Source organism: Microbacterium sp. 22303 (genome assembly GCF_052045265.1).
GTDB lineage: Bacteria > Actinomycetota > Actinomycetes > Actinomycetales > Microbacteriaceae > Microbacterium.
The window spans coordinates 111,049-130,139 of the sequence record NZ_JBQEOQ010000004.1 but is presented as its reverse complement, the minus strand read 5'-3'; the positions used below and the strand labels follow the sequence as shown (position 1 = coordinate 130,139).

General features: G+C 70.9%; 19 protein-coding genes. 11 read left to right on the top strand and 8 right to left on the bottom strand.

The annotated features are described in order from the left end of the window. The first annotated feature begins 4 nt into the window (after positions 1 to 4). Complete coding sequence (gene pabB / locus ACTJI8_RS12520; RefSeq protein ID WP_440733766.1) at positions 5 to 2,221, top strand: aminodeoxychorismate synthase component I; 2,217 nt, start codon at positions 5 to 7, stop codon at positions 2,219 to 2,221. A 138-nt stretch (positions 2,222 to 2,359) separates the two neighbouring features. Further along, positions 2,360 to 3,181 carry a DUF1206 domain-containing protein gene (locus ACTJI8_RS12515; protein WP_440733765.1) on the top strand — a complete coding sequence of 274 codons (822 nt, stop codon included), beginning with the start codon at positions 2,360 to 2,362 and terminating at the stop codon, positions 3,179 to 3,181. An 18-nt stretch (positions 3,182 to 3,199) separates the two neighbouring features. Here ACTJI8_RS12515 and ACTJI8_RS12510 read toward each other — a convergent pair whose 3' ends face one another. Next, entirely contained in the window at positions 3,200 to 4,021 is an 822-nt protein-coding gene (locus ACTJI8_RS12510; protein WP_440733764.1) for a class I SAM-dependent methyltransferase, read from the bottom strand. 40 nt (positions 4,022 to 4,061) lie between these two features. Here ACTJI8_RS12510 and ACTJI8_RS12505 point away from each other — a divergent pair, with 40 nt between their 5' ends. Next, a complete protein-coding gene (locus ACTJI8_RS12505; protein ID WP_440733763.1) occupies positions 4,062 to 4,565 on the top strand; it encodes a GNAT family N-acetyltransferase in 504 nt (167 codons plus the stop codon). A gap of 13 nt (positions 4,566 to 4,578) precedes the next feature. Here ACTJI8_RS12505 and ACTJI8_RS12500 read toward each other — a convergent pair whose 3' ends face one another. Continuing rightward, positions 4,579 to 5,541: an intradiol ring-cleavage dioxygenase gene (locus tag ACTJI8_RS12500; protein WP_440733762.1), complete on the bottom strand. Its 963-nt coding sequence runs from the start codon at positions 5,539 to 5,541 to the stop codon at positions 4,579 to 4,581. A 146-nt stretch (positions 5,542 to 5,687) separates the two neighbouring features. Here ACTJI8_RS12500 and ACTJI8_RS12495 point away from each other — a divergent pair, with 146 nt between their 5' ends. Continuing rightward, positions 5,688 to 6,431 (top strand): phosphoglyceromutase, encoded by a 744-nt coding sequence (locus ACTJI8_RS12495; RefSeq protein ID WP_440733761.1) that lies wholly within the window; start codon positions 5,688 to 5,690, stop codon positions 6,429 to 6,431. A gap of 162 nt (positions 6,432 to 6,593) precedes the next feature. On the opposite strand, the gene phoU is transcribed toward ACTJI8_RS12495, so the two are convergent. Then, positions 6,594 to 7,298, bottom strand: a complete 705-nt coding sequence (phoU, locus tag ACTJI8_RS12490; protein ID WP_440733760.1) for a phosphate signaling complex protein PhoU — start codon at positions 7,296 to 7,298, stop codon at positions 6,594 to 6,596. 228 nt (positions 7,299 to 7,526) lie between these two features. Here phoU and ACTJI8_RS12485 point away from each other — a divergent pair, with 228 nt between their 5' ends. Both ACTJI8_RS12485 and ACTJI8_RS12480 read left to right on the top strand, forming a co-directional pair. Further along, positions 7,527 to 8,795, top strand: coding sequence for a sensor histidine kinase (locus tag ACTJI8_RS12485; RefSeq protein WP_440733759.1), 1,269 nt, complete (start codon positions 7,527 to 7,529; stop codon positions 8,793 to 8,795). Next, entirely contained in the window at positions 8,792 to 9,475 is a 684-nt protein-coding gene (locus ACTJI8_RS12480) for a response regulator (protein WP_440733758.1), read from the top strand. Before ACTJI8_RS12485 ends, ACTJI8_RS12480 begins: the two co-directional genes overlap by 4 nt. A gap of 71 nt (positions 9,476 to 9,546) precedes the next feature. On the opposite strand, the gene ACTJI8_RS12475 is transcribed toward ACTJI8_RS12480, so the two are convergent. After that, positions 9,547 to 10,092 (bottom strand): DNA modification methylase, encoded by a 546-nt coding sequence (locus ACTJI8_RS12475; protein ID WP_440733757.1) that lies wholly within the window; start codon positions 10,090 to 10,092, stop codon positions 9,547 to 9,549. 169 nt (positions 10,093 to 10,261) lie between these two features. Between ACTJI8_RS12475 and ACTJI8_RS12470 the strand changes: the two genes are divergently transcribed. Then, positions 10,262 to 10,744 carry a CarD family transcriptional regulator gene (locus ACTJI8_RS12470; protein WP_233311486.1) on the top strand — a complete coding sequence of 161 codons (483 nt, stop codon included), beginning with the start codon at positions 10,262 to 10,264 and terminating at the stop codon, positions 10,742 to 10,744. Positions 10,745 to 10,817: 73 nt separating this feature from the next. Here ACTJI8_RS12470 and ACTJI8_RS12465 read toward each other — a convergent pair whose 3' ends face one another. The 4 genes from ACTJI8_RS12465 to ACTJI8_RS12450 form a co-directional block, all read right to left on the bottom strand. Then, positions 10,818 to 11,636 carry an ABC transporter permease gene (locus ACTJI8_RS12465; protein WP_440733756.1) on the bottom strand — a complete coding sequence of 273 codons (819 nt, stop codon included), beginning with the start codon at positions 11,634 to 11,636 and terminating at the stop codon, positions 10,818 to 10,820. Further along, on the bottom strand, positions 11,633 to 12,661 hold the full coding sequence (locus tag ACTJI8_RS12460; protein WP_440733755.1) for an ABC transporter ATP-binding protein: 1,029 nt from the start codon (positions 12,659 to 12,661) through the stop codon (positions 11,633 to 11,635). Before ACTJI8_RS12460 ends, ACTJI8_RS12465 begins: the two co-directional genes overlap by 4 nt. A 94-nt stretch (positions 12,662 to 12,755) precedes the next feature. Then, positions 12,756 to 13,649, bottom strand: a complete 894-nt coding sequence (locus tag ACTJI8_RS12455; RefSeq protein ID WP_440733754.1) for a permease prefix domain 1-containing protein — start codon at positions 13,647 to 13,649, stop codon at positions 12,756 to 12,758. A 4-nt stretch (positions 13,650 to 13,653) separates the two neighbouring features. After that, complete coding sequence (locus ACTJI8_RS12450) at positions 13,654 to 13,995, bottom strand: PadR family transcriptional regulator (protein ID WP_045273464.1); 342 nt, start codon at positions 13,993 to 13,995, stop codon at positions 13,654 to 13,656. A gap of 99 nt (positions 13,996 to 14,094) precedes the next feature. Here ACTJI8_RS12450 and ispD point away from each other — a divergent pair, with 99 nt between their 5' ends. The 4 genes from ispD (at position 14,095) to rlmB (ending at position 18,993) form a co-directional block, all read left to right on the top strand. Continuing rightward, on the top strand, positions 14,095 to 15,372 hold the full coding sequence (ispD, locus tag ACTJI8_RS12445) for a 2-C-methyl-D-erythritol 4-phosphate cytidylyltransferase (RefSeq protein WP_440733753.1): 1,278 nt from the start codon (positions 14,095 to 14,097) through the stop codon (positions 15,370 to 15,372). 111 nt (positions 15,373 to 15,483) lie between these two features. After that, on the top strand, positions 15,484 to 16,461 hold the full coding sequence (locus tag ACTJI8_RS12440) for a zinc-binding dehydrogenase (protein ID WP_440733752.1): 978 nt from the start codon (positions 15,484 to 15,486) through the stop codon (positions 16,459 to 16,461). 101 nt (positions 16,462 to 16,562) lie between these two features. Beyond that, positions 16,563 to 17,975, top strand: a complete 1,413-nt coding sequence (gene cysS / locus ACTJI8_RS12435; protein ID WP_440733751.1) for a cysteine--tRNA ligase — start codon at positions 16,563 to 16,565, stop codon at positions 17,973 to 17,975. Further along, entirely contained in the window at positions 17,968 to 18,993 is a 1,026-nt protein-coding gene (gene rlmB, locus ACTJI8_RS12430; protein WP_440733750.1) for a 23S rRNA (guanosine(2251)-2'-O)-methyltransferase RlmB, read from the top strand. The genes cysS and rlmB overlap by 8 nt, the downstream gene beginning before the upstream one ends. Positions 18,994 to 19,091: the final 98 nt, after the last annotated feature.

The window sequence follows — 19,091 nt, the reverse complement described above, 5'->3', positions numbered from 1 at the left end:
TCCGGTGGGCGCGGAGTCGGAGAGCACGGAGGACGGCGCTGCTCCGAGCGCGGAGCGCGGCGCGCCCGGGCCCCTGCGCATCCTGCTGATCGACAACTACGACTCCTTCACGTACAACCTCGTGCACCAGATCGCGGCGGTCGCGGGGCAGGCCCCGGTCGTCGTGCACAACGACTGGGCCGACTGGGAACCGTCCGTCCTCGATCAGTACGACGCCATCGTGCTCTCGCCCGGGCCGGGGGATCCTCGGGTACCGGAGGACTTCGGGATCTGCGCCGACGCGATCCGGATCGCGGCCGAGCGTCGCATCCCGCTGCTCGGCGTCTGCCTCGGGCATCAGGGCATCGGACACGCCTTCGGCGCCAGGGTGCGACGCGCGCCGGAACCGCGGCACGGCCGGCCCTCGCCGGTCGCGCACGACGGCACAGGACCCTTCCGCGGGCTCCCGTCGCCGGTCGAAGTGGTGCGCTATCACTCGCTCATGATCGACGAGGTGCCCGACGAGATCGTCGTCACGGCGCGCGCGGACGACGGCGTGATCATGGGCGTGCAGCACCGCGAGCTGCCGCTGTGGGGCGTGCAGTTCCACCCCGAGTCGATCGGCACGCACGACGGCACCCGCATGGTGGCGAACTTCGTCGCATTCGCGCGGGCGACTCTCGCAGAACGGCTGCCCGCGCCCGGGGCGGACGCGGTGCGGGGTGACACCGGTGCGACGGTACTCGCTGATGTGGCGGTCCGCCCGCACGAGAGGGAGCAGGAACGACTGCACGGGACGGAGCGCGAGCGCCCGATCGCCACGGAGCAGGTGCGCCCTGCGCCCCGACCCGTGCTCCGTCGCACCCTGCCCTTGCGCATAGGCACGGCGGCGCTCTTCACCGGGCTCTTCGGCGACGCGGCGCAGGCGGTCTGGCTCGACGGCGGCCGCGACGGCGACGACCGCGCCCGGTACTCCATCCTGGGCGGCGGGGACGACCTGCCGACGGTGCTCGCCGACGTGCACGCAGGCATCGTGACCGTGCGCGACGGCGAGACCGAGAACGCGATCCGCTCGGGCTTCTTCGACTGGCTCGACGCCGAGCTCGGGGGCACCGTCACGGCGGGAGCCGATCTGCCGTTCGCCCTGGGCTGGGTCGGTGCGCTCGGCTACGAGCTGCGCGCCGAATGCGGATCCCCGCACCGGCATCGTGCTGCGACGCCCGACGCCGCCATGGTCCGACTCGATCGTGCCGTCGTCGTGGATCACCGCGAGGGGCTGATCCACCTGCTCGCCCTCGACGACGAGGCCTGGCTCACCCGGACGGCGGAGCGGATCGCGGAGATCGAGACGGCATCGTCCGCCAGTGATGACGACGTCACCGGACCGGATCCGGATCCGTCTGCCGCGCCGCACCTGCTCGCCGCGCGACACTCCCGCACCGAGTACCTGCGGCTCATCGCCGAGGCGCAGGAGCAGATCTCGGCGGGGGAGACCTACGAGGCGTGTCTGACCAACCTGCTGCATGCGGACGTCCGCATCGATGCGCTCCCCGCCTATCTCGCACTGCGCGCGGAGAACCCGGCCCCGTTCGGCGCGTTCCTGCGCATCGGCGGGGTGAGCGTGCTGAGCACCTCACCCGAGCGGTTCCTGCGGATCACGACGGACGGTGCGGTCGAGTCCCGTCCGATCAAGGGCACCCGCCCGCGCGGTGCGGATGCGGCCGAGGACGAGCGGATCCGCGCGGAACTGGCCGCGTCGGAGAAGGATCGCGCCGAGAACCTGATGATCGTGGACCTCGTCCGCCATGATCTCGGACGCACGGCGGAGCTCGGCTCGGTGCACGTGGACGGACTGTTCCAGGTGGAGAGCTACGCCACCGTGCATCAGCTCGTCTCGACGGTGCGCTCCCGGCTCGCGGACACGCCCGTCGCCTGCGTGCGCGCGGCCTTCCCGCCCGGCTCCATGACGGGCGCGCCGAAGCTGCGCACCATGGCGATCCTGGACGGGCTCGAGGGCGGCCCGCGCGGGCTGTACAGTGGCGCGCTCGGGTACTTCTCCTTCGACGGCGCCGTGGATCTCAGCGTCATCATCCGCACCCTCGTCGTGCACGACGGGGGCATCGACTACGGCGTCGGCGGCGCGATCGTCTCGCTGTCGGATCCCGACGACGAGTACGCCGAGACCGTGGTCAAGGCACGTCCGCTGCTGCGGCTCACCAGCGCGAATTTTCCCGAGGAGTGAGTGCGCCGCTGAGAGTCACCCAGCGCTCCGAGCGCAGCGGGGGAGACGGGCGGCGCCCTGAGCGCGGGCCGCGACGCACAGCGACGGGCGCACCGCAACCCTCTGTCGCCGCGGGATCACGTGACCTACTCTGCGGGAATGGGCACGGATGAGGACGCGTCCGACCGGGCGAAGGACGCGGCGCGGATGACGCAGGGTTCGTCGACGCTCCGGCGGGTCGCCCGGATCGGATTCGTGGTGCTCGGCGTCCTGCACATCCTGATCGGTGCGGCCGCGATCTCCATCGGGGTCGGCGGTGGCGGGAAGGCCGACCAGGGCGGGGCGATGGAGCAGTTGCGGCACAGCGCGATCGGTGGCCTGGTGCTCGTCGTCGTGGCCACGGCCCTCGCCGCACTCGCCGTGTGGCGGATCGCGGACGCGATGCTCGCGAGCGCCGCGGAGGACGCGACGAAGTGGGGACGGCGTCTCAAGAATCTCGGCATCGCGGCGGTCTACCTCGTGCTCGCAGGGATCGCGGTCGTGTACGCGGCCGGCGGGCGCGCGGATCCCTCCCAGAGCTCGCAGACGCTGAGCGCCCGGATCCTCTCGGCTCCCGGCGGCGAGATCCTGCTCGTGGTGATCGGTCTCACGGTCGTCGCGGTCGGCGGCGGGTTCGTGGTGAGCGCCATCACCCGCTCGTTCACGAAGGAGCTGCGCATGCCACCCGGAACGAGAAGGGCGGGGATCGAGCTGTTCGGCGTGGTCGGCTACCTTGCGAAGGGCGTCGCCGTGGCGTTGACGGGGGTGCTGTTCGTGATCGCGTCGGTCACCGAGGATCCGCACAAGGCAGCAGGGCTCGACGCCGCGCTGCGCGGGATCACCGCTCTGCCTTACGGCCCCGCGCTGCTCTGCGCCGTGGGGGCGGGTCTGGTCGCGTACGGGGTCTTCTGCATCGCACGCGCGCGATACGAGCGGATGTGAGTTCGCGGCGGGCGCGGCTCAGCTCGGAGCGACCGCGTTCCACGGCACGGTGAGCTCACCGAGGCGCCAGCGGGCTCGCGTGCCGAGGACCGGGTATCCCGCGGCGCGGAGGGCGGACACCGCGGCGAGGAAGCGCTGAGTCGCCCCGAACGTGGACAAGGGCGCCGCCCGTTCCCACTCGCGGTCCAGGTCCGTGAGCAGGGTGTGTATCCGCTCGCCCGGTACGTTGTGGTGGATGAGCGCCTTGGGCAGGCGCTCGGCGACGATCGACGGTCGTTCCAGATCCGCGAGCCGGAGCGACAGCGTGAAGCGCTGCGGGATGCCGTCCTGATCCACGTCGATGAAGCTCGCGATGCGGCCGATCTCGTCGCAGGTGCCCTCCACGAGCAGCCCTCCCGGTGCGAGGCGCGACGCCATCCGCGCCCAGGCGTCGGGCACGTCGGCCTCGTCGTACTGCCGCAGCACGTTCATGGCGCGGATCACCGCGGGCCTGCGCCCCGACGGCAGCGGCACCTCGAACCCGCCCCGTGCGAACGACACCGGCAGGTCGGCGGCGAAGTGACCCGCACCGTGGCGGAGCTCAGCGAGCTGGGCCTGCGCCGTCGCCACGCGCTCGGGGTCCAGTTCGAGCCCGAGCACCTCGGCGTCCGGGCGCACTCGGAGGAGGCGCGTGGCGAGCTCGAACGCAGTGACGCCACTGGCGCCGAACCCCAGATCGACGACGAGCGGATCCGCTGCCCGGCGGAACGCGAGTGAGGCGGCGATCCAGCGGTCGTTGCGCCGCAGCCGGTTGGTGCCGGTGGTGCCCCGGGTGGGCCTGCCGAGCGGAGAGGACGCCATGTGACCATCCTGCCCGGTCCCGTCGCCTAGGCTTGTCGCTGTGGTGACGATCGAGGTCGGGTTCCCCGGGACGGCGGAGGCGGACGGCATCGTGCGCACCTATCTGATCGACGTGGTCTCGCGTTATCACGGCAGGCCCGCCACGGACGGCGAACGCGACACGGCCCTGGCCGACGAGCCGTACGACGACCTCCAGGGCGATACCGGGATCCTGCTTCTGGCCCGGGACGGGGATGCCGTCGTCGCCTGCGCCGGGGCGCGCTTCGTGGAGGGCGACCTCGAGCTCACCAAGGTCTTCACGATGCCGGCCGCGCGGGGGCAGGGGGTCGGACGCCGGCTGATCCTGGCGCTCGAGGAGGTCGCTCGTGATCGGGGCGCTCGCGCACTGCGGCTGGACACCCGTTCCGACCTCGTGGAGGCGTGCGCGATGTACGAGGGTCTCGGCTTCCGCTCGGTGGAGGCGTTCGACTCCGGGCCGTACGCCGACCGCTGGTACCGGAAAGACCTGAACCCGACGGTCCACACGCTGCCGACGGGTCCGTAGCCCCTCGTGCCGGTCAGCGCGGCCCGCCGCCCATCGAGCCGGCGGTCGGAGCCGTTCGGGTGTCGACGCGTACGGTGAGCGTCGCTGTGTAGCCCTTCGCGCTGTCGCCGGTCATCGCCGCGATCTGCAGGGCGCCGCCATCATCGCCGAACACGTTGTCCGCGGAGAGCGACGTCCGCGCCAGGTTCGCCGTCGACCCGTCGTAGCCTGCCGTCGCGTACACCGCCTCGCACGCCGACTGCGGCAGCGCGATCTGCGAGGTGGCTATGGCGTTCGCCGCGTCGGTGACGTCGGCGGCGGTCGGATACACCTCGAAATGGATGTGCGGCCATCGCCCCGAGTAGCAGCCGGGGAAGATCGACGTGAACGACACCCGTCCGTCCGCGTCGGCGACCTGCACCCCGCGCAGGTAGGTCTCGTCCTCGATGCCCGACGAGTACATCGAGTATCCGCCGGAGGCGTCGCAGTGCCAGGCATAGACGGCGACTCCCGCGAACGGCGCGTCGCCGGATGCCTCGTCGAGGACGTTCAGGGAGAACGTCAAGGGCACGCCGGTTGCGGTGGTGCCGCTGCCGATCGAGGAGCGGATGTCCTGGCGCACGATGCCCGACTCGGCCAGGGCGTCCGGGCCGTTGGAACCATCGCCGGGATACGGCCCCGCTGTCTCGTCGGGGATCTCCGCGGCGGGCACCGCGGTGGTCGCCGACGTCGCGGAAGGGCTCGGCGTGCTGGTGACGGTGGGCATCGCCGTCGCGGCGGCAGTGCTCGCGGCGTTCGAAGCCATCGGAGCGCACGCGGCGAGCACCGCGCCGCCCGCACCCAGCCCGACGAGGCTCAGAACCACACGGCGAGACATCAGGGTGCGGATGTCGAACGGCGCCCCCTGGTCGACGACCTCCTCGTCGGGGCGGTCGAGCAGACGGCCCTCATACGCGGGACCGTGCGGAGTGCGGGTCGGGTCGGGGAAGGTGCTCATGTCCGGATCCTCTCGTGGCTGACAGGAGGATTCTCTCGAGCCCGTCGAACCACGACCTTTGCGGCTGCTATGCGTCGAATAAGCGATCTCCGTCATGCGGAGACCCGACTTCGGAGCGGTACGGCGCACGCCGTTAGGCTGAGAACATGACGCGCACCCTCATCCTGCTCCGCCATGGCCAGAGCGAATGGAACGAACTCAATCTGTTCACCGGCTGGGTGGACGTCCGCTTGACCGAGCAGGGCAAGAACGAGGCCCGCCGGGGCGGAGAGCTGCTGGCGGAGTCGGGGATCCTGCCTGACGTGCTGCACACCTCGCTGCTCAGCCGCGCGATCCAGACCGCGAACATCGCGCTCGACGCCGCGGACCGGCTGTGGATCCCGGTGACCCGCTCGTGGCGGCTCAACGAGCGCCACTACGGCGCGCTGCAGGGCAAGGACAAGGCGCAGACGCTCGAGGAGTTCGGTCCCGAGCAGTTCCAGCTGTGGCGCCGCTCCTTCGACGTGCCGCCGCCCCCGCTCGATGACGCGAGCGAGTACAGCCAGGTGAACGACCCTCGCTACGCGGGCATCGACGGCGACGTTCCGCGCACGGAGTCGCTCAAGCTCGTCATCGACCGGCTGCTGCCCTATTGGGAGTCGGCCATCGTGCCCGACCTCGAGGCCGGCAAGACCGTGCTCGTCACGGCGCACGGCAACTCGCTGCGCGGCCTCGTGAAGCACCTCGAGGGCATCGGCGACGCCGACATCGCCGAGCTCAACATCCCCACCGGGATTCCGCTCGTCTACGAGCTCGACGAGAACAACGTGCCCACGGGCCCCGGCCGGTACCTGGACCCCGAGGCCGCTGCGGCCGGCGCCGCAGCCGTGGCGAACCAGGGCAAGAAGTAACCCCGGACCGACACCGATCCCGCTCCGAACCGGTCATCCGACCGGCTCGGGGCGGGATCCGTCGTTTCGGGCGTGCGCCGGGACCTGCTGATCGCAGCCCGCCGGAAACGAGAAGATCCGCCCCGATCGGAACGGCAGGGGCGGATCTCCGAAGGTTGGGGGTCAGGCGTGGCCGGATCCGGCCTCGGCCTGCGCCTCGACGGCGAGGGCGATGTCCTCCTCGTCGACGGCCCAGTCGCCGGTGGCCAGGTAGACGACCTTCTTCGCGACGGCGACCGCGTGGTCGGCGAACCGCTCGTGGTAGCGGCTGGCCAGGGTGGCATCGACCGTCGCGCCCGCCTCGCCCTTCCAGTTGTCGCTGAGCACCTTCTCGAAGACGCTGGCGTGCAGTTCGTCCACGTCGTCGTCGGCGTTGCGGATCGCGTCGGCGAAGCGCAGATCCTGCGTGCGCAGCAGCTCGGAGAGAGTGCGGGCGATCTCGACGTCCAGCTCGCCCATACGGGTGAAGGTGCCCTTCAGGCCCTTCGGGATGGCCCGCTCGGGGAAGCGCAGGCGCGCCAGCTGGGCGATGTGCTCTGACATGTCGCCCATGCGCTCGAGGGATGCGCTCACGCGCAGCGCGGTCACGACGATGCGCAGGTCGCGGGCGACGGGCTGCTGGCGTGCGAGGATCTCGATGGCCTGCTCGTCGAGCGCGACGGCGAGCTCGTCGATGCGGGCATCGTCGGCGATGACCTCCTCGGCCAGGGCGACGTCGCTGGTCGCGAACGAGCGGGTGGCCTTCTCGATCGACACGGCCACGAGGTCGGCGATCTCGACGAGCTGCGACTGCAGATGCTCGAGGGACTGGTGGAAGACTTCGCGCATGGCTGCGCACCTTTCGTTCTGTGACCCGGGGCACCGGATGGTCTGAGTCGCACGGCGGCCCGCAGAACGGGCACGGGACGGTGCCTGTCACGGTCGTGACACGCACGTGGCGATTCTCTTCGGCGAAGGTTAACGGCTGGTGCCGTGCTCGTGAACACTAGCGCGTGAGGGCGTGCGGAGGGCGTTCACCCGCCGTTCAGGAGGGTGAACGCCCTCTACGCTGGGGGCATGGACAGCACTCTGCTCGCGCTGCTCGCCCTCGGGCTGGGGGTCGCGATCGGCGCGGGCATCGCGGCGATGATCGTGGCGGCGATGCGGGCGAGGACTGCGGCGGAGCAGCAGGCGTCCACCGACCTTCCGGACGGTCTCACCGATGTGCTGGCGGCCATGGACGACGCCGCCTGCGCCGTCGATCCGTCCGGCCTCGTCACGGCCGCGAGCACGGCGGCTGCGCGCTTCGGCATCGAGGTCGGCGCCACGCTGGAGAACCCCGAGCTGCGCCAGCTCGTGCGAGCGGTGCGCGAGGGCGGATCCGAGACCGCGACGATGCGCCTCGCGCGCGGCGGGCGCCAGCTGGACCCGCGCCTGGTCGCCGCAAGGGCCAAGCGCATCGGCCCGCGCCTGAACCTGCTCATCATCCGCGACATCACCGAGCAGGAGCGCCTGGAGCAGATGCGCACCGACTTCGTGGCCAACACCAGCCATGAATTGAAGACTCCGGTGGGTGCGGTGAGCCTGCTGGCCGAGGCGATCGAGTCGGCTGCCGACGACCCCGCGCAGGTGCGGGCGTTCGCGACCAGGATCCAGGCCGAGGCTGCGCGTCTCGGTCAGCTCACCGGCCGCATCATGAGCCTGTCCCGGCTGCAGTCCTCCGACGGGTTCGGCACGTTCGGTGCCGTCGCGATCGACGAGGTCGTTGCGACGAGCGTGGAAGGGCACGCCGTGCAGGCGGCCTCGGCGGGCGTCGAGCTGAGTCGAGGCGGTGACCGCGGCGCCTGGGTGCAGGGAGACGCGCAGATCCTCATCGAGGCGGTGGGCAACCTCATCGCGAACGCGATCGTGTACTCGCCGCGAGGATCCCGCGTGGGCGTCGGCGTGCGCATCGACGACGGCGTTGTCGAGATCTCGGTCTCGGATCAGGGCATCGGCATCGAAGAGGCCGACCGCGAGCGCATCTTCGAGCGGTTCTACCGCGCCGACGAGGCCCGCTCGCGTCGCACCGGCGGCACCGGGCTCGGGTTGTCGATCGTGAAGCACGCGACTCAGCGTCACGGTGGCGAGGTGCGGCTGTGGTCGCGCCCGGGCCGCGGGTCCACGTTCACCATGCGCCTGCCGCAGATCGCGGGCCCCGATGCCGACGAGGACATGGCCCCGCGCAAGAACAAGAAGCCGAAGAAGGACAAGAAGAAGCGCCAGGAGCGCAAGGCTTCGCGCCTTGCCCCGTCGCCTGCGAACCCCGCGGAAATGACCCGCGCCGATACCGGAGAACTCGTATGACCCGCATCCTCCTCGTCGAAGACGAGCCCGATCTCGCCGACCCGCTCGCATACCTGCTGCGTCGGGAGGGCTACGAGGTCGAGATCGCCGAGGACGGACCCACCGCCCTCGCCCTGTTCCGTGAGAGCGGTGCGGACATCGTGCTGCTCGATCTGATGCTGCCCGGCATGCCCGGCACCGAGGTGTGTCGTCAGATCCGCACCGCCTCCGCGGTGCCGATCATCATGCTGACCGCGAAGGACTCCGAGGTGGACATCGTCGTGGGCCTCGAGCTCGGGGCCGACGACTACATCACCAAGCCGTACTCGTCGCGCGAGCTGCTCGCCCGCATGCGCGCCGTGCTGCGGCGGGTCGTGCAGGCCGAGGAGGACATCGACGAGCGCATCCTCGAGGGCGGCCGCGTCACCGTCGACATCGATCGGCACACCGTCGCGGTCGACGGCGAGGTCATCAACATGCCGCTCAAGGAATTCGAGCTGCTCGAGGTGCTCATGCGCAACTCCGGACGCGTGCTCACCCGCGGCCAGCTGATCGACCGGGTCTGGGGCAGCGACTACTTCGGCGACACCAAGACCCTCGACGTGCACATCAAGCGGATCCGCTCGCGCATCGAGCAGAACCCCTCCGAGCCGGTGATGCTCGTCACCGTGCGCGGGCTCGGGTACCGGTTCGAGGGCTGAACGCCTTTCGCACACGCGAGAGCCCCCGGAACCTCAAGGGTTCCGGGGGCTCTCTGCGAGTGCGGCGGGGCTCAGCCGACCGGGGTCTCGCTGGGCGTCGGGGTCACCTCGACGGCCGGGGCGACCGGCGTCGAGGTCGGGCTCGGCTGCGCGGTCGGGACCAGCGGAGCATAGTAGGGGAGCGTTCCGTCGAGCACGGGGATCGCGTACTTGACACCCTCGGCGTCACCGGACTGGAAGTAGACCTCGATGGTCTCGCCGGCCTTGGTGTCGAGGTCCTCGAAGGTCATCGGCTTCGCGTCATCGCCGCCGAGACTGACCGCCTTCTGTCCGGCGATGCGGACGCTCTGGCTCGGGCCGTCGCCGATGGAGATGTGGATCGTCTGCGCATCGGAGCTGGTGTTGACCAGGCCGGCGACGAGGTTGCCGAGCGTGCCGGCCTCGTCCACGACGACGAAGGCGTTGCGGACCTCGATCGGGCCCTTCTTGGGAACGTTCGCGCCGTCGGAGGCCGAGTAGTCGATGGTGGTCGCCTGCGGAGTGATCCCGGCGCACCCGGTGGCGCCGACGATCACGAGGGCGCTGAGGGCGATGGACGCAGCAAGGCGCGATTTCACGGGTCCTCCAGAAAATTCACGTGATGATCCAGCACCATTCTAGGGGCACGGGTCCGCGCCGCAGGGCCCGCCTCACGGGCGCGGGGGACAGGTCTGTCGGCGCGGGGGGCGCGAACCTTATCGCATTCCGGCTGTGGTATCCTGGAGGTTGCCGAAAGGACACGACTTTATGCTTTTTGAGGTTGGTGAGACCGTGGTCTATCCGCACCACGGCGCCGCGACGATCATCGAGGTCAAGGACCGTGTGATCAAGGGGGAGACCAAGAAGTACCTGAAGCTGAACGTCACGCAGGGAGACCTCATCATCGAGGTGCCTGCGGAGAACGTCGACCTGGTCGGCGTACGCGACGTGATCGGCCAAGAGGGGCTCGACCGGGTGTTCGAGGTGCTGCGCGCCCCGTTCACCGAGGAGCCGACCAACTGGTCGCGCCGTTACAAGGCGAACCTCGAGAAACTCGCCTCGGGCGATGTGATCAAGGTCAGCGAGGTCGTCCGCGACCTGTGGCGCCGCGACCAGGACCGCGGACTCTCCGCGGGTGAGAAGCGCATGCTCGCCAAGGCCCGTCAGATCCTCACCTCCGAGCTCGCGCTCGCGGAGAAGATCGACGAGGAGAAGGCCGGAGCGCTGCTCGACGAGGTCCTCGCCTCCTGAGTTCTGCTGACGAAGGGGCGGATGCCGATGGCATCCGCCCCTTCGTCGTGTCTGCGGCCGGGATCGAAGCCGGTCAGATCGAGCGCTGGTAGCTGCGGATCGCGCGCAGCGCCCAGGCGAACGCGAGTGCCGCCAGCACTGCGAGGCCCCCGGCCTGCCACCAGCCTTCGGCGGAGTAGGCACCGGTGAGGCCGCCGCGGCCGAGTTCGACGGCCCAGGTCATCGGGTTCCATCGCGACACGTTCTGCACCCACTCCGGCATGGCGGCGGCGGGCATCATCGTCGTCGACAGGAACGTCGCCGGCAGCACGATCAACTGGGACAGGCTGATGAGCGCGATCTGGCTGCGGGCGGTGAGCGCGACCGCCGTCGACGCGCAGCAGAAGATCGTCGCCAGCAGTGTCGCGATGCCGAGCGCCACGAGCATGCCGCCCGCGCCGCCGGGGTAGCGTGCGCCGCCGAGCCAGCCGATCCCGAGAACCACGAGCGACTGCAGGACGTTGACGACGAGCTGCTGCAGAAGCTGCCCCGCGATGATCGACGAACGCCGCAGGGGCGAGGTGAGGTACTGGTCCATCACTCCCGATTCGATGTCGTCGATGTAGCCCGTGCCGGCCCAGGCGCCCGAGTACAGCACGGTCATCATCAGGATCCCCGGGACCAGGTAGTCGATGTAGCCGTGGCCGCCGAACTGCGGAAGGGCGCCCAGCGTGCGGAAGACCTGCCCGAACAACAGGATCCAGATGACCGGCTGGATGAGGCTCATCACGGGGCCCCAGGCCTGGCGGATCGAGACGATCGACCAGCGCCGCAGCACCTGCCCGGTCTGGGTGAACCACCCGGCGGGGCGCGTCGTCGTGGCGGGGACGGGGGAGAGGGCGATCGCGCTCATGCTGCGACTTCTTCCGTGAGGGCGGACGCCGGGGCGTCGCCGAAGGTGTGGCCGACGAAGTGCAGGTACACGTCGTCGAGGGTGGGGTGGGACGCCGCGACCTGGCCGTAGCGGATCCCTGCGCCGTCGAGCGCGGCGATGACCGCTCCGACCGCGGAACCGGCGTCATCGGTGCGGGCGACGAGCAGGCCGTCGACCCCGGCCGCTTCGACGAGCACGTCGCGCAGGCCCGGGAGCGAGGAGACCGCGGCGCGCACGGCGACCGGATCCGGTTCGATGAGGGTCACCCGGACCGCGTCGCCGTGCAGCGCGGCCTTGAGCTGATCGGGTGTTCCTTGGGCGACGGCACGCCCGCGGTTGACCAGCAGCAGCTCGTCGGCGAGTCGGTCCGCCTCCTCCATGTAGTGCGTGGTGAGCACCACCGTGAGAGCCTCCTCGCCGGCCAGGCGCCGGATCTCGGCCCACATGGCGGCTCTCGCCTCGGGGTCCAGGCCCGTGGTGGGCTCGTCGAGGAAGAGCACCTGCGGACGGTGCACCAGGGCGGCGGCGACGTCGAGGCGCCGCCGCATGCCGCCCGAGAACGTCCGCACCGGTCGGCGGGTCGCGTCGGCGAGCCCGAACTCGGTCAGCAGCCGGGCGGCGCGGGCCTTGGCATCGGAGCCGCCGAGGCCGCGCATGCGCCCGGCGATCTCGAGATTCTCGGTCGCGGTGAGGTTCGGATCCGTTCCGGTGCCCTGCGAGACGTAGCCGATCGCCGCGCGCACGTCGCCGGCGGCGTCGGTCACGTCATGCCCGGCCACGCGAGCTCGGCCCGCGGTCGGGCGGGACAGGGTGGTGAGGATCTTGGTGGTGGTGGACTTGCCGGCTCCGTTCGGGCCGAGCAGTCCGAAGACGCGTCCGACCGGGACGGCGAAGCTCAGGCCGTCCAGGGCGCGGACAGCGGGGCGGCGACCGCGGCCGCGGTACTCCTTGACGAGGTCTTCGGCGACGATGGCGTCGCCGTCGAGGCGCTGGTGTGCGGGCATGACGAACATCCCTTCCGTTCTGAGGGTTCTCTGCGTTGTGAGGGAGGGCGGATCCGGACTCAGCGAGGCGAAGAGCCCGGACCGGCCGGACCGGTCAGCGGCGGTCGCCGCTGCGCGGTGCGTAGAGCATGCGTGCCAGGAGCAGCATCATCGCGGCGAGGCCGCCGACGAACGCCACCGGCGCCCACCACCAGCCGACGGTGAAGACGAGCACGACGATCACGGCGAGGGTGAGGAACCAGATCGCCGCCGTGTAGATCCCGAAGCGGGCGGCGGACTCCGGATCCGTCTCGAAGCGGTTCGGCGGCATCTGCGTCATGGCGCTGCGGGTCCAGGCCTTGTGCCGATTCGTCTGCGTCGCGCCGAGGTAGGAGAACAGCGCGAGAGCGCCGACCAGGAGCACCGCCGCGAGGATCACGAGCCAGAGCTGATCCAGCGCCAGCGCGAAGGCGCCGCCGAGTCCGAGTGCGAGCAGGGTGCCGCCGGTCGCGAGGCCGAACCCCACGGCACGGGCGGCGGGCAGCGGGTGATTGGTCGTGGTCTCCTGCAGCAGTGCGTCCGCCGTGACGATGCCGAGCGCGACCGCGACGACCGCGCCGAGTCCGGCGACGGCCAGCGGCGCGGACGGCGGCACGAGCAGCACCACGAGGAGGATTCCCACGAGGGCTGCGGTCGCGACGAGGCTCAGCAGCACCGTGCGCACCACGAAGCCGGGCTTCGGTCGCACCCGGTTGCGCGCGGTGAGCGCCTCCCAGCCCGGCGCGTGCGTGCTGCCCGTGGACGGCTCATCCTCGAGCAGGGCTCGCACGTCGCCGAGCTCGGCGATCGCGCTCTGCGCGGCTTCGGCGGGTGAGGCGCCTGCGGCGACCCGCTCGTCAACCTGTGCGGCGAGGTTCGCGCGGATCTCCTCCTTCAGGTCCTGTGCGGCCGGCGTCATCTCGATCCCGGCGAAGGCCTCGTCCAGGAGGCGGTGGATGTCGGTGTTCATGTGCTCAGTCCTTCGCGTCCAGAAGCGTGTCGATCACGCGGCGGGTGGCGACCCAGGCCGCGACGTTGCGCCGGTACACCGCGCGGCCCGCGTCGGTGATCCGGTAGTACTTGCGACGGCCACCCTGCGTCTCGTCGCCCCAGTACGACTCGACCAGGCCGTCCTTCTCCAGACGGCGGTAGGTCGCGTACAGGGTGGCCTCCTTGATCTCGTGGTCCCCTCCGGTGGCGTCCCGGATGGTCTTGTAGATCTCGAAGCCGTAGCGATCGCCGCCGCGCAGCATGCCGAGCACGATCGTGTCGGTGTGCCCGCGCAGGAGGTCCGCGGAGAAGGCGTCATCGTTCATGTCGAGTACTGTATCAGATCAAGTACTCGTTCACGCAAGGATTTCTTGCGAGAGGATCCGGACGCGGGAGAGTGGAGGATCCGGCGCTAACGTGAGAGCGTGAACGACCTGCCCCCGCCTTCGTCCCTCGCGCACACCGCGGTGATCGTCGTGGCGGCCGGATCCGGTACGCGCCTCGCCGCCGGAGCACCCAAGGCGTTCGTGCCGCTCTGCGGTCGCGCGATTCTCGAGCATGCGCTCGACGGCGTCTTCGCCGCGGCCCCGGCACAGGTGATCCTCGTCGTCCCGGCTGGACTCGAGTCCGACGCGCGCACCATCCTCGAGGCCGCGCAGACGACGTTCACTGGTCGCGAAATGCCGCCATCCGAGGTTCGAAGCGACAATCCGCGACCAGCGAGCGACGAGGGGGCGCCGGCGGTGGCGGTGGTCGTCGGAGGCGAGACCCGGCAGCGCTCCGTGGCGGCCGGACTCGCGGTGCTCGCCGACGGCATCGACACGGTGCTGGTGCACGACGCAGCTCGCGCGCTGACTCCACCCGCGCAGTTCGCGGCGGTGTCCGCAGCGGTGCGCCCCGGCGTGGGCGTGATCCCCGCGCTGCCCGTCGTCGACACCCTCAAGCGCGTGCACGGGGAGGAGGTCGTCGCCCCGGTCGACCGATCAGAGCTCGCCGCCGCGCAGACGCCGCAGGGCTTCCCCCGCACCGAGCTCGTCGCCGCCTACGGGCACGCCGAAGCTCAGGGCATCGAGTACACCGACGACGCCGCGCTGTTCGCCGCCGCCGGAGGAGCGGTGCGGCACGTGCTCGGATCCGAGGAAGCCTTCAAGATCACCACTCCGCACGACCTGGAGCGCGCCCGCATGATCCTCACGTCCTCCGCGGTGCCCGACGGCCCCGCCATCCCGCGCATCGGCATCGGCACCGACGTGCACGCCTTCGCCCCGGGCGGCACGCTTCGCCTGGCAGGGCTCGACTGGCCCGGCGAGCCCGCGCTCGAGGGGCACTCCGATGGCGACGCCGTGGCGCACGCGATCGTGGACGCCCTGCTGGGGGCGGCGGGCCTCGGCGACATCGGGCAGCACTTCGGCACCGCGCATCCGGAGTACGCCGGTGCGCACGGCGATGTATTCCTGGCCCGCACGGCGGAGATCCTCGCGGAGGGCGGATTCGCGATCGGCAACGTCTCCGTGCAGTTCCAGGGCAATCGCCCGCGGTTCAGTGCGCGCCGCGCTGAGGCCGAGCGCGTGCTGTCCGCGGCCCTCGGCGGCGCTCCCGTCGCCGTCTCCGCGACCACGACCGACGGGCTCGGCTTCCCCGGCCGGGGCGAGGGGATCGCCGTCACGGCTGTGGCTCTCGTGCATCCGATCGCGCTGGGCTGAATCCATAACGCAGGGTCCTCCGGATTCGGGTCCGATTCCTCGCGCACGTGCCTACGCTGGAGGACGCGGCCACCCGCCGCATCCAGCAGACGTCGTAGAGAGGTCACCGCCATGCGCGCACTCGTCCACTCCTCCTTCGGGGATCCCGCCGAAGTCCTGTCCGTCCAGGACGTCCCGCTGCCGGAGCCCGGTCCGGGGCAGGTGCGGCTGCGCGTGCTGCTCGCCGCCGTGCACAACCACGACCTGCTCACGGTGCGCGGCCTCTACGGGTACAAGCCCGAGCTGCCGGCCGGATCCGGCACCGAGGCGGTCGGTGTGGTCGATGCGGTCGGCGAAGGCGTCGATGACGCGCTGATCGGGCGTCGCGTCACCGTCGGCGGCGCGTTCGGCGCCTGGGCCGAGTACGTGCTCGCCTCCGCTGGCGGGCTCATCCCGGTGCCCGACGACATCCCCGACGAGCAGGCCGCCCAGCTCGGATCCATGCCGTTCAGCGCCATCAGCGTGCTGGACTCGCTCGGGCTGGCCGCGGGCGACTGGATGATCCAGAACGCGGCGAACGGCGCCGTCGGCCGTATGGTCGCCCAGCTCGCCGCCGCTCGCGGCGTGCACGTGGTCAGCCTGGTCCGTCGTGCGGACGGCATCGCGGAGCTCGCCGCGCAGGGGGTCGGCAACGTCGTCGCGACCGATGCCGAGGACTGGCAGGACCAGGTGCGCGCACTCACCGGCGGTGCGCCGATCCGCGCCGGCATCGACTCGGTCGGTGGCGACGCGAGTGGCCAGGTCGCCGCGATGCTCGGCGAGGGCGGCCTGCTCGTGGTGTTCGGCGCGATGGCATCGCCGACCATGCGGATCTCCTCGGGCGACGTGATCTTCAAGCAGCTGACCGTGCGCGGCTTCTGGGGCTCGAAGGTCGCGGCTGCGATGCCCGCGGACCAGCGTGGAGCCCTCTTCGGCGAGCTGCTGCAGCGCATCCGCGAGGGCGTGCTCACCCTCCCGTTCGAGGCCGTGCTGCCGTTCGAGCGGATCGCGGAGGCGTCGGAGGGCAACCTGCGCGCGGGGCGCGAGGGCAAGATCCTGCTGCAGCCCTGACCACGTCCTGTTTCGAGGAGCGATGTCCGCCCTGCCGGATCCGATTCCGGCGCCGACATCGCTCCCCGAAACTGTCAGGGCCGCCCCGGTAGGCTTGAGCGGTGACGATCCGCCTCCATGACACGCGCGCGCAGGAACTGCGCGAGTTCGTTCCGCTCGATGACTCGAACGTGACGATGTACGTGTGCGGACCCACCGTGCAGTCCGGCCCGCACATCGGGCATGTGCGCGCGGCGCTGAGCTTCGACCTGCTGCGGCGCTGGCTGCAGCAGCGCTACGGGCGGGTCACCTTCGTCCGCAACATCACGGACATCGACGACAAGGTGCTCGCGAATGCGACCGACGCCGAGGCGTGGTGGGGCCTGGCGTACCGGATGGAGCAGGAGTTCTCGGCCGCGTACGCCGCCGTCGGCATCCTGCCGCCGACCTACGAGCCGCGGGCGACGGCGTCGATCCCGCAGATGCAGGAGCTCATCGAGCGCCTCGTCGAGCGCGGTCACGCCTACCCGGCGGCCGACGGGTCCGGCGACGTCTACTTCGACGTGCGCAGCTGGCCCGCCTACGGCGAGCTCACCCACCAGTCCGTGGACGCGATGGAGGCCGCGGAGGATGCGGATCCGCGTGGCAAGCGCAACCCGCAGGACTTCGCCCTGTGGAAGGGCGCGAAGCCGGACGAACCCGCCGACGCCACCTGGGCCTCGCCCTGGGGCGCCGGGCGTCCCGGCTGGCACATCGAGTGCTCCGCGATGGCGCGGCGCTACCTCGGTGCCGAGTTCGACATCCACGGCGGCGGTCTCGACCTGCGCTTCCCACACCACGAGAACGAACTGGCGCAGTCGACCGCGGCCGGTGACGCGTTCGCCCGGTACTGGGTGCACAACGGCCTCGTGACCGTCGACGGGCAGAAGATGTCCAAGTCGATCGGCAACTTCACGCTTGCCGCCGACGTGCTCGCGCAGCACGATCCGCTCGTGGTGCGCTATGCGCTGGCCGCCGCGCACTACCGCTCCAGCCTGGACCTCTCCGAGTCGTCGTGGCGCGAGGCGGAGGCGGCGCTGGGCCGGATCCGGACGTTCCTCGAGCGGGCGCAGCGGATCGTCGGTGGGCACGGCTGGATGGCGATGGGATCCCTTCCCGCCGCGTTCGTCGCGGCGATGGACGACGATCTCGGCGTGCCGCAGGCGATCGCGGTGCTGCACGAGACCGTGCGTGCGGGCAATGCCGCGCTCGATCGTGGGGAGTCCGAGGACGTGCGCGCATCGCTGAGCGCCGTTCGCGCGATGACCGGCGTGCTCGGCATCGATCCCTTCGCACCCGAGTGGGCATCCGCCGGATCCGACACGAAGACCACCACCGCGCTGGATGCGCTCGTGCAGGCGATGATCGCCCAGCGTGCGCAGGCCCGCGCCGACAAGGACTGGCCCGCCGCCGACCGCATCCGCGATGCGATCGGTGCGGCGGGCATCACCCTGGAGGACACTCCAGACGGAACTCATTGGAGTATCGATGGCTAAGCCGAGCAGGCCCGGAGCGGGCAACAGCAAGAAGAAGGGCGCCACCAAGGGCACCGGCGGCCTCGGCCGCAAGGCGCTCGAGGGCCGCGGGAACACCCCGAAGGCCGAGGACCGCGCCTGGCACGTCGCCGGAAAGCGCAAGGCGGCCCAGGAGCGCTATGCGGCCGCAGGCGGCAAGGGCCGTCCCGGCGCGCGATCGGGCGCGGGCCAGAAGCCGCAGAGCGGATCCAATCCGAACCGCCGCGTGTCCTCGTCGTCGGCCTCGAACGACACCGAGACCGTCACCGGGCGCAACTCGGTGCTCGAGGCGCTGCGCACGAAGATCCCCGCCACCACGATGTACATCGCGCAGCGCGTGGAGATGGATGACCGCATCAAGGAGATGCTCGCGATCGCACGGCACCGTGAGATCCCCGTGCTCGAGGTCACCCGTCAGGAGCTGGATCGCATGGCCGGCTTCGACGGCGTGCACCAGGGCGTCGCCCTCAAGGTGCCGCCGTACGAGTACGCGCACCCGCAGGATCTGCTGGAAGAGGTCATCGACCGCGGCCAGACCCCGCTGTTCGTGGCGCTCGACGGGATCACCGATCCCCGCAACCTCGGCGCGATCATCCGCTCCACCGCCGCCTTCGGCGGACACGGCGTGATCCTTCCGCAGCGTCGCTCGGCGAGCGTGAACTCCGCGGCGTGGAAGACCAGCGCCGGTGCGGCGGCCCGCATCCCGGTCGCCCTCGCTGCGAACCTCACCAGCATGCTCAAGGAGTTCAAGAAGCAGGGCGTCTTCGTGCTCGGCCTCGACGGCGGCGGCGACGTGTCGCTGCCCGCGATCGAGCTCGCGGACCGTCCCGTCGTCATCGTGGTCGGATCCGAGGGCAAGGGGCTTTCGCGCCTCGTCACCGAGACCTGCGACCAGATCGTGTCGATTCCGATCTCCGCGGCGACTGAGTCGCTCAACGCCGGCATCGCGGCCTCTGTCGCGCTGTACCAGGTCTCGACGGTCCGCGCCGCCAAGGGCTGAGCTTCGTGGGGGAGCGCGGTGCCGCGGTGCGCCGTGCTCCGCATGACCCACCGCGCATGCCGTTGACCGGAGGCGCACATCCGTGCAGGATCCGGCTG

Bases quoted from the DNA above. Each gene is read 5' to 3' on its own strand.
- rlmB (WP_440733750.1), top strand. From the start codon at position 17,968: ATGGCTAAGCCGAGCAGGCCCGGAGCGGGCAACAGCAAGAAGAAGGGC.
- ACTJI8_RS12470 (WP_233311486.1), top strand. From the start codon at position 10,262: ATGCTTTTTGAGGTTGGTGAGACCGTGGTCTATCCGCACCACGGCGCC.
- ACTJI8_RS12515 (WP_440733765.1), top strand. From the start codon at position 2,360: ATGGGCACGGATGAGGACGCGTCCGACCGGGCGAAGGACGCGGCGCGG.
- ACTJI8_RS12440 (WP_440733752.1), top strand. From the start codon at position 15,484: ATGCGCGCACTCGTCCACTCCTCCTTCGGGGATCCCGCCGAAGTCCTG.
- ACTJI8_RS12495 (WP_440733761.1), top strand. From the start codon at position 5,688: ATGACGCGCACCCTCATCCTGCTCCGCCATGGCCAGAGCGAATGGAAC.
- ACTJI8_RS12450 (WP_045273464.1), bottom strand. From the start codon at position 13,995: ATGAACGATGACGCCTTCTCCGCGGACCTCCTGCGCGGGCACACCGAC.
- ACTJI8_RS12465 (WP_440733756.1), bottom strand. From the start codon at position 11,636: ATGAGCGCGATCGCCCTCTCCCCCGTCCCCGCCACGACGACGCGCCCC.
- ACTJI8_RS12460 (WP_440733755.1), bottom strand. From the start codon at position 12,661: ATGCCCGCACACCAGCGCCTCGACGGCGACGCCATCGTCGCCGAAGAC.
- ACTJI8_RS12510 (WP_440733764.1), bottom strand. From the start codon at position 4,021: ATGGCGTCCTCTCCGCTCGGCAGGCCCACCCGGGGCACCACCGGCACC.
- ACTJI8_RS12455 (WP_440733754.1), bottom strand. From the start codon at position 13,649: ATGAACACCGACATCCACCGCCTCCTGGACGAGGCCTTCGCCGGGATC.
- ACTJI8_RS12480 (WP_440733758.1), top strand. From the start codon at position 8,792: ATGACCCGCATCCTCCTCGTCGAAGACGAGCCCGATCTCGCCGACCCG.
- ACTJI8_RS12500 (WP_440733762.1), bottom strand. From the start codon at position 5,541: ATGAGCACCTTCCCCGACCCGACCCGCACTCCGCACGGTCCCGCGTAT.
- ACTJI8_RS12485 (WP_440733759.1), top strand. From the start codon at position 7,527: ATGGACAGCACTCTGCTCGCGCTGCTCGCCCTCGGGCTGGGGGTCGCG.
- phoU (WP_440733760.1), bottom strand. From the start codon at position 7,298: ATGCGCGAAGTCTTCCACCAGTCCCTCGAGCATCTGCAGTCGCAGCTC.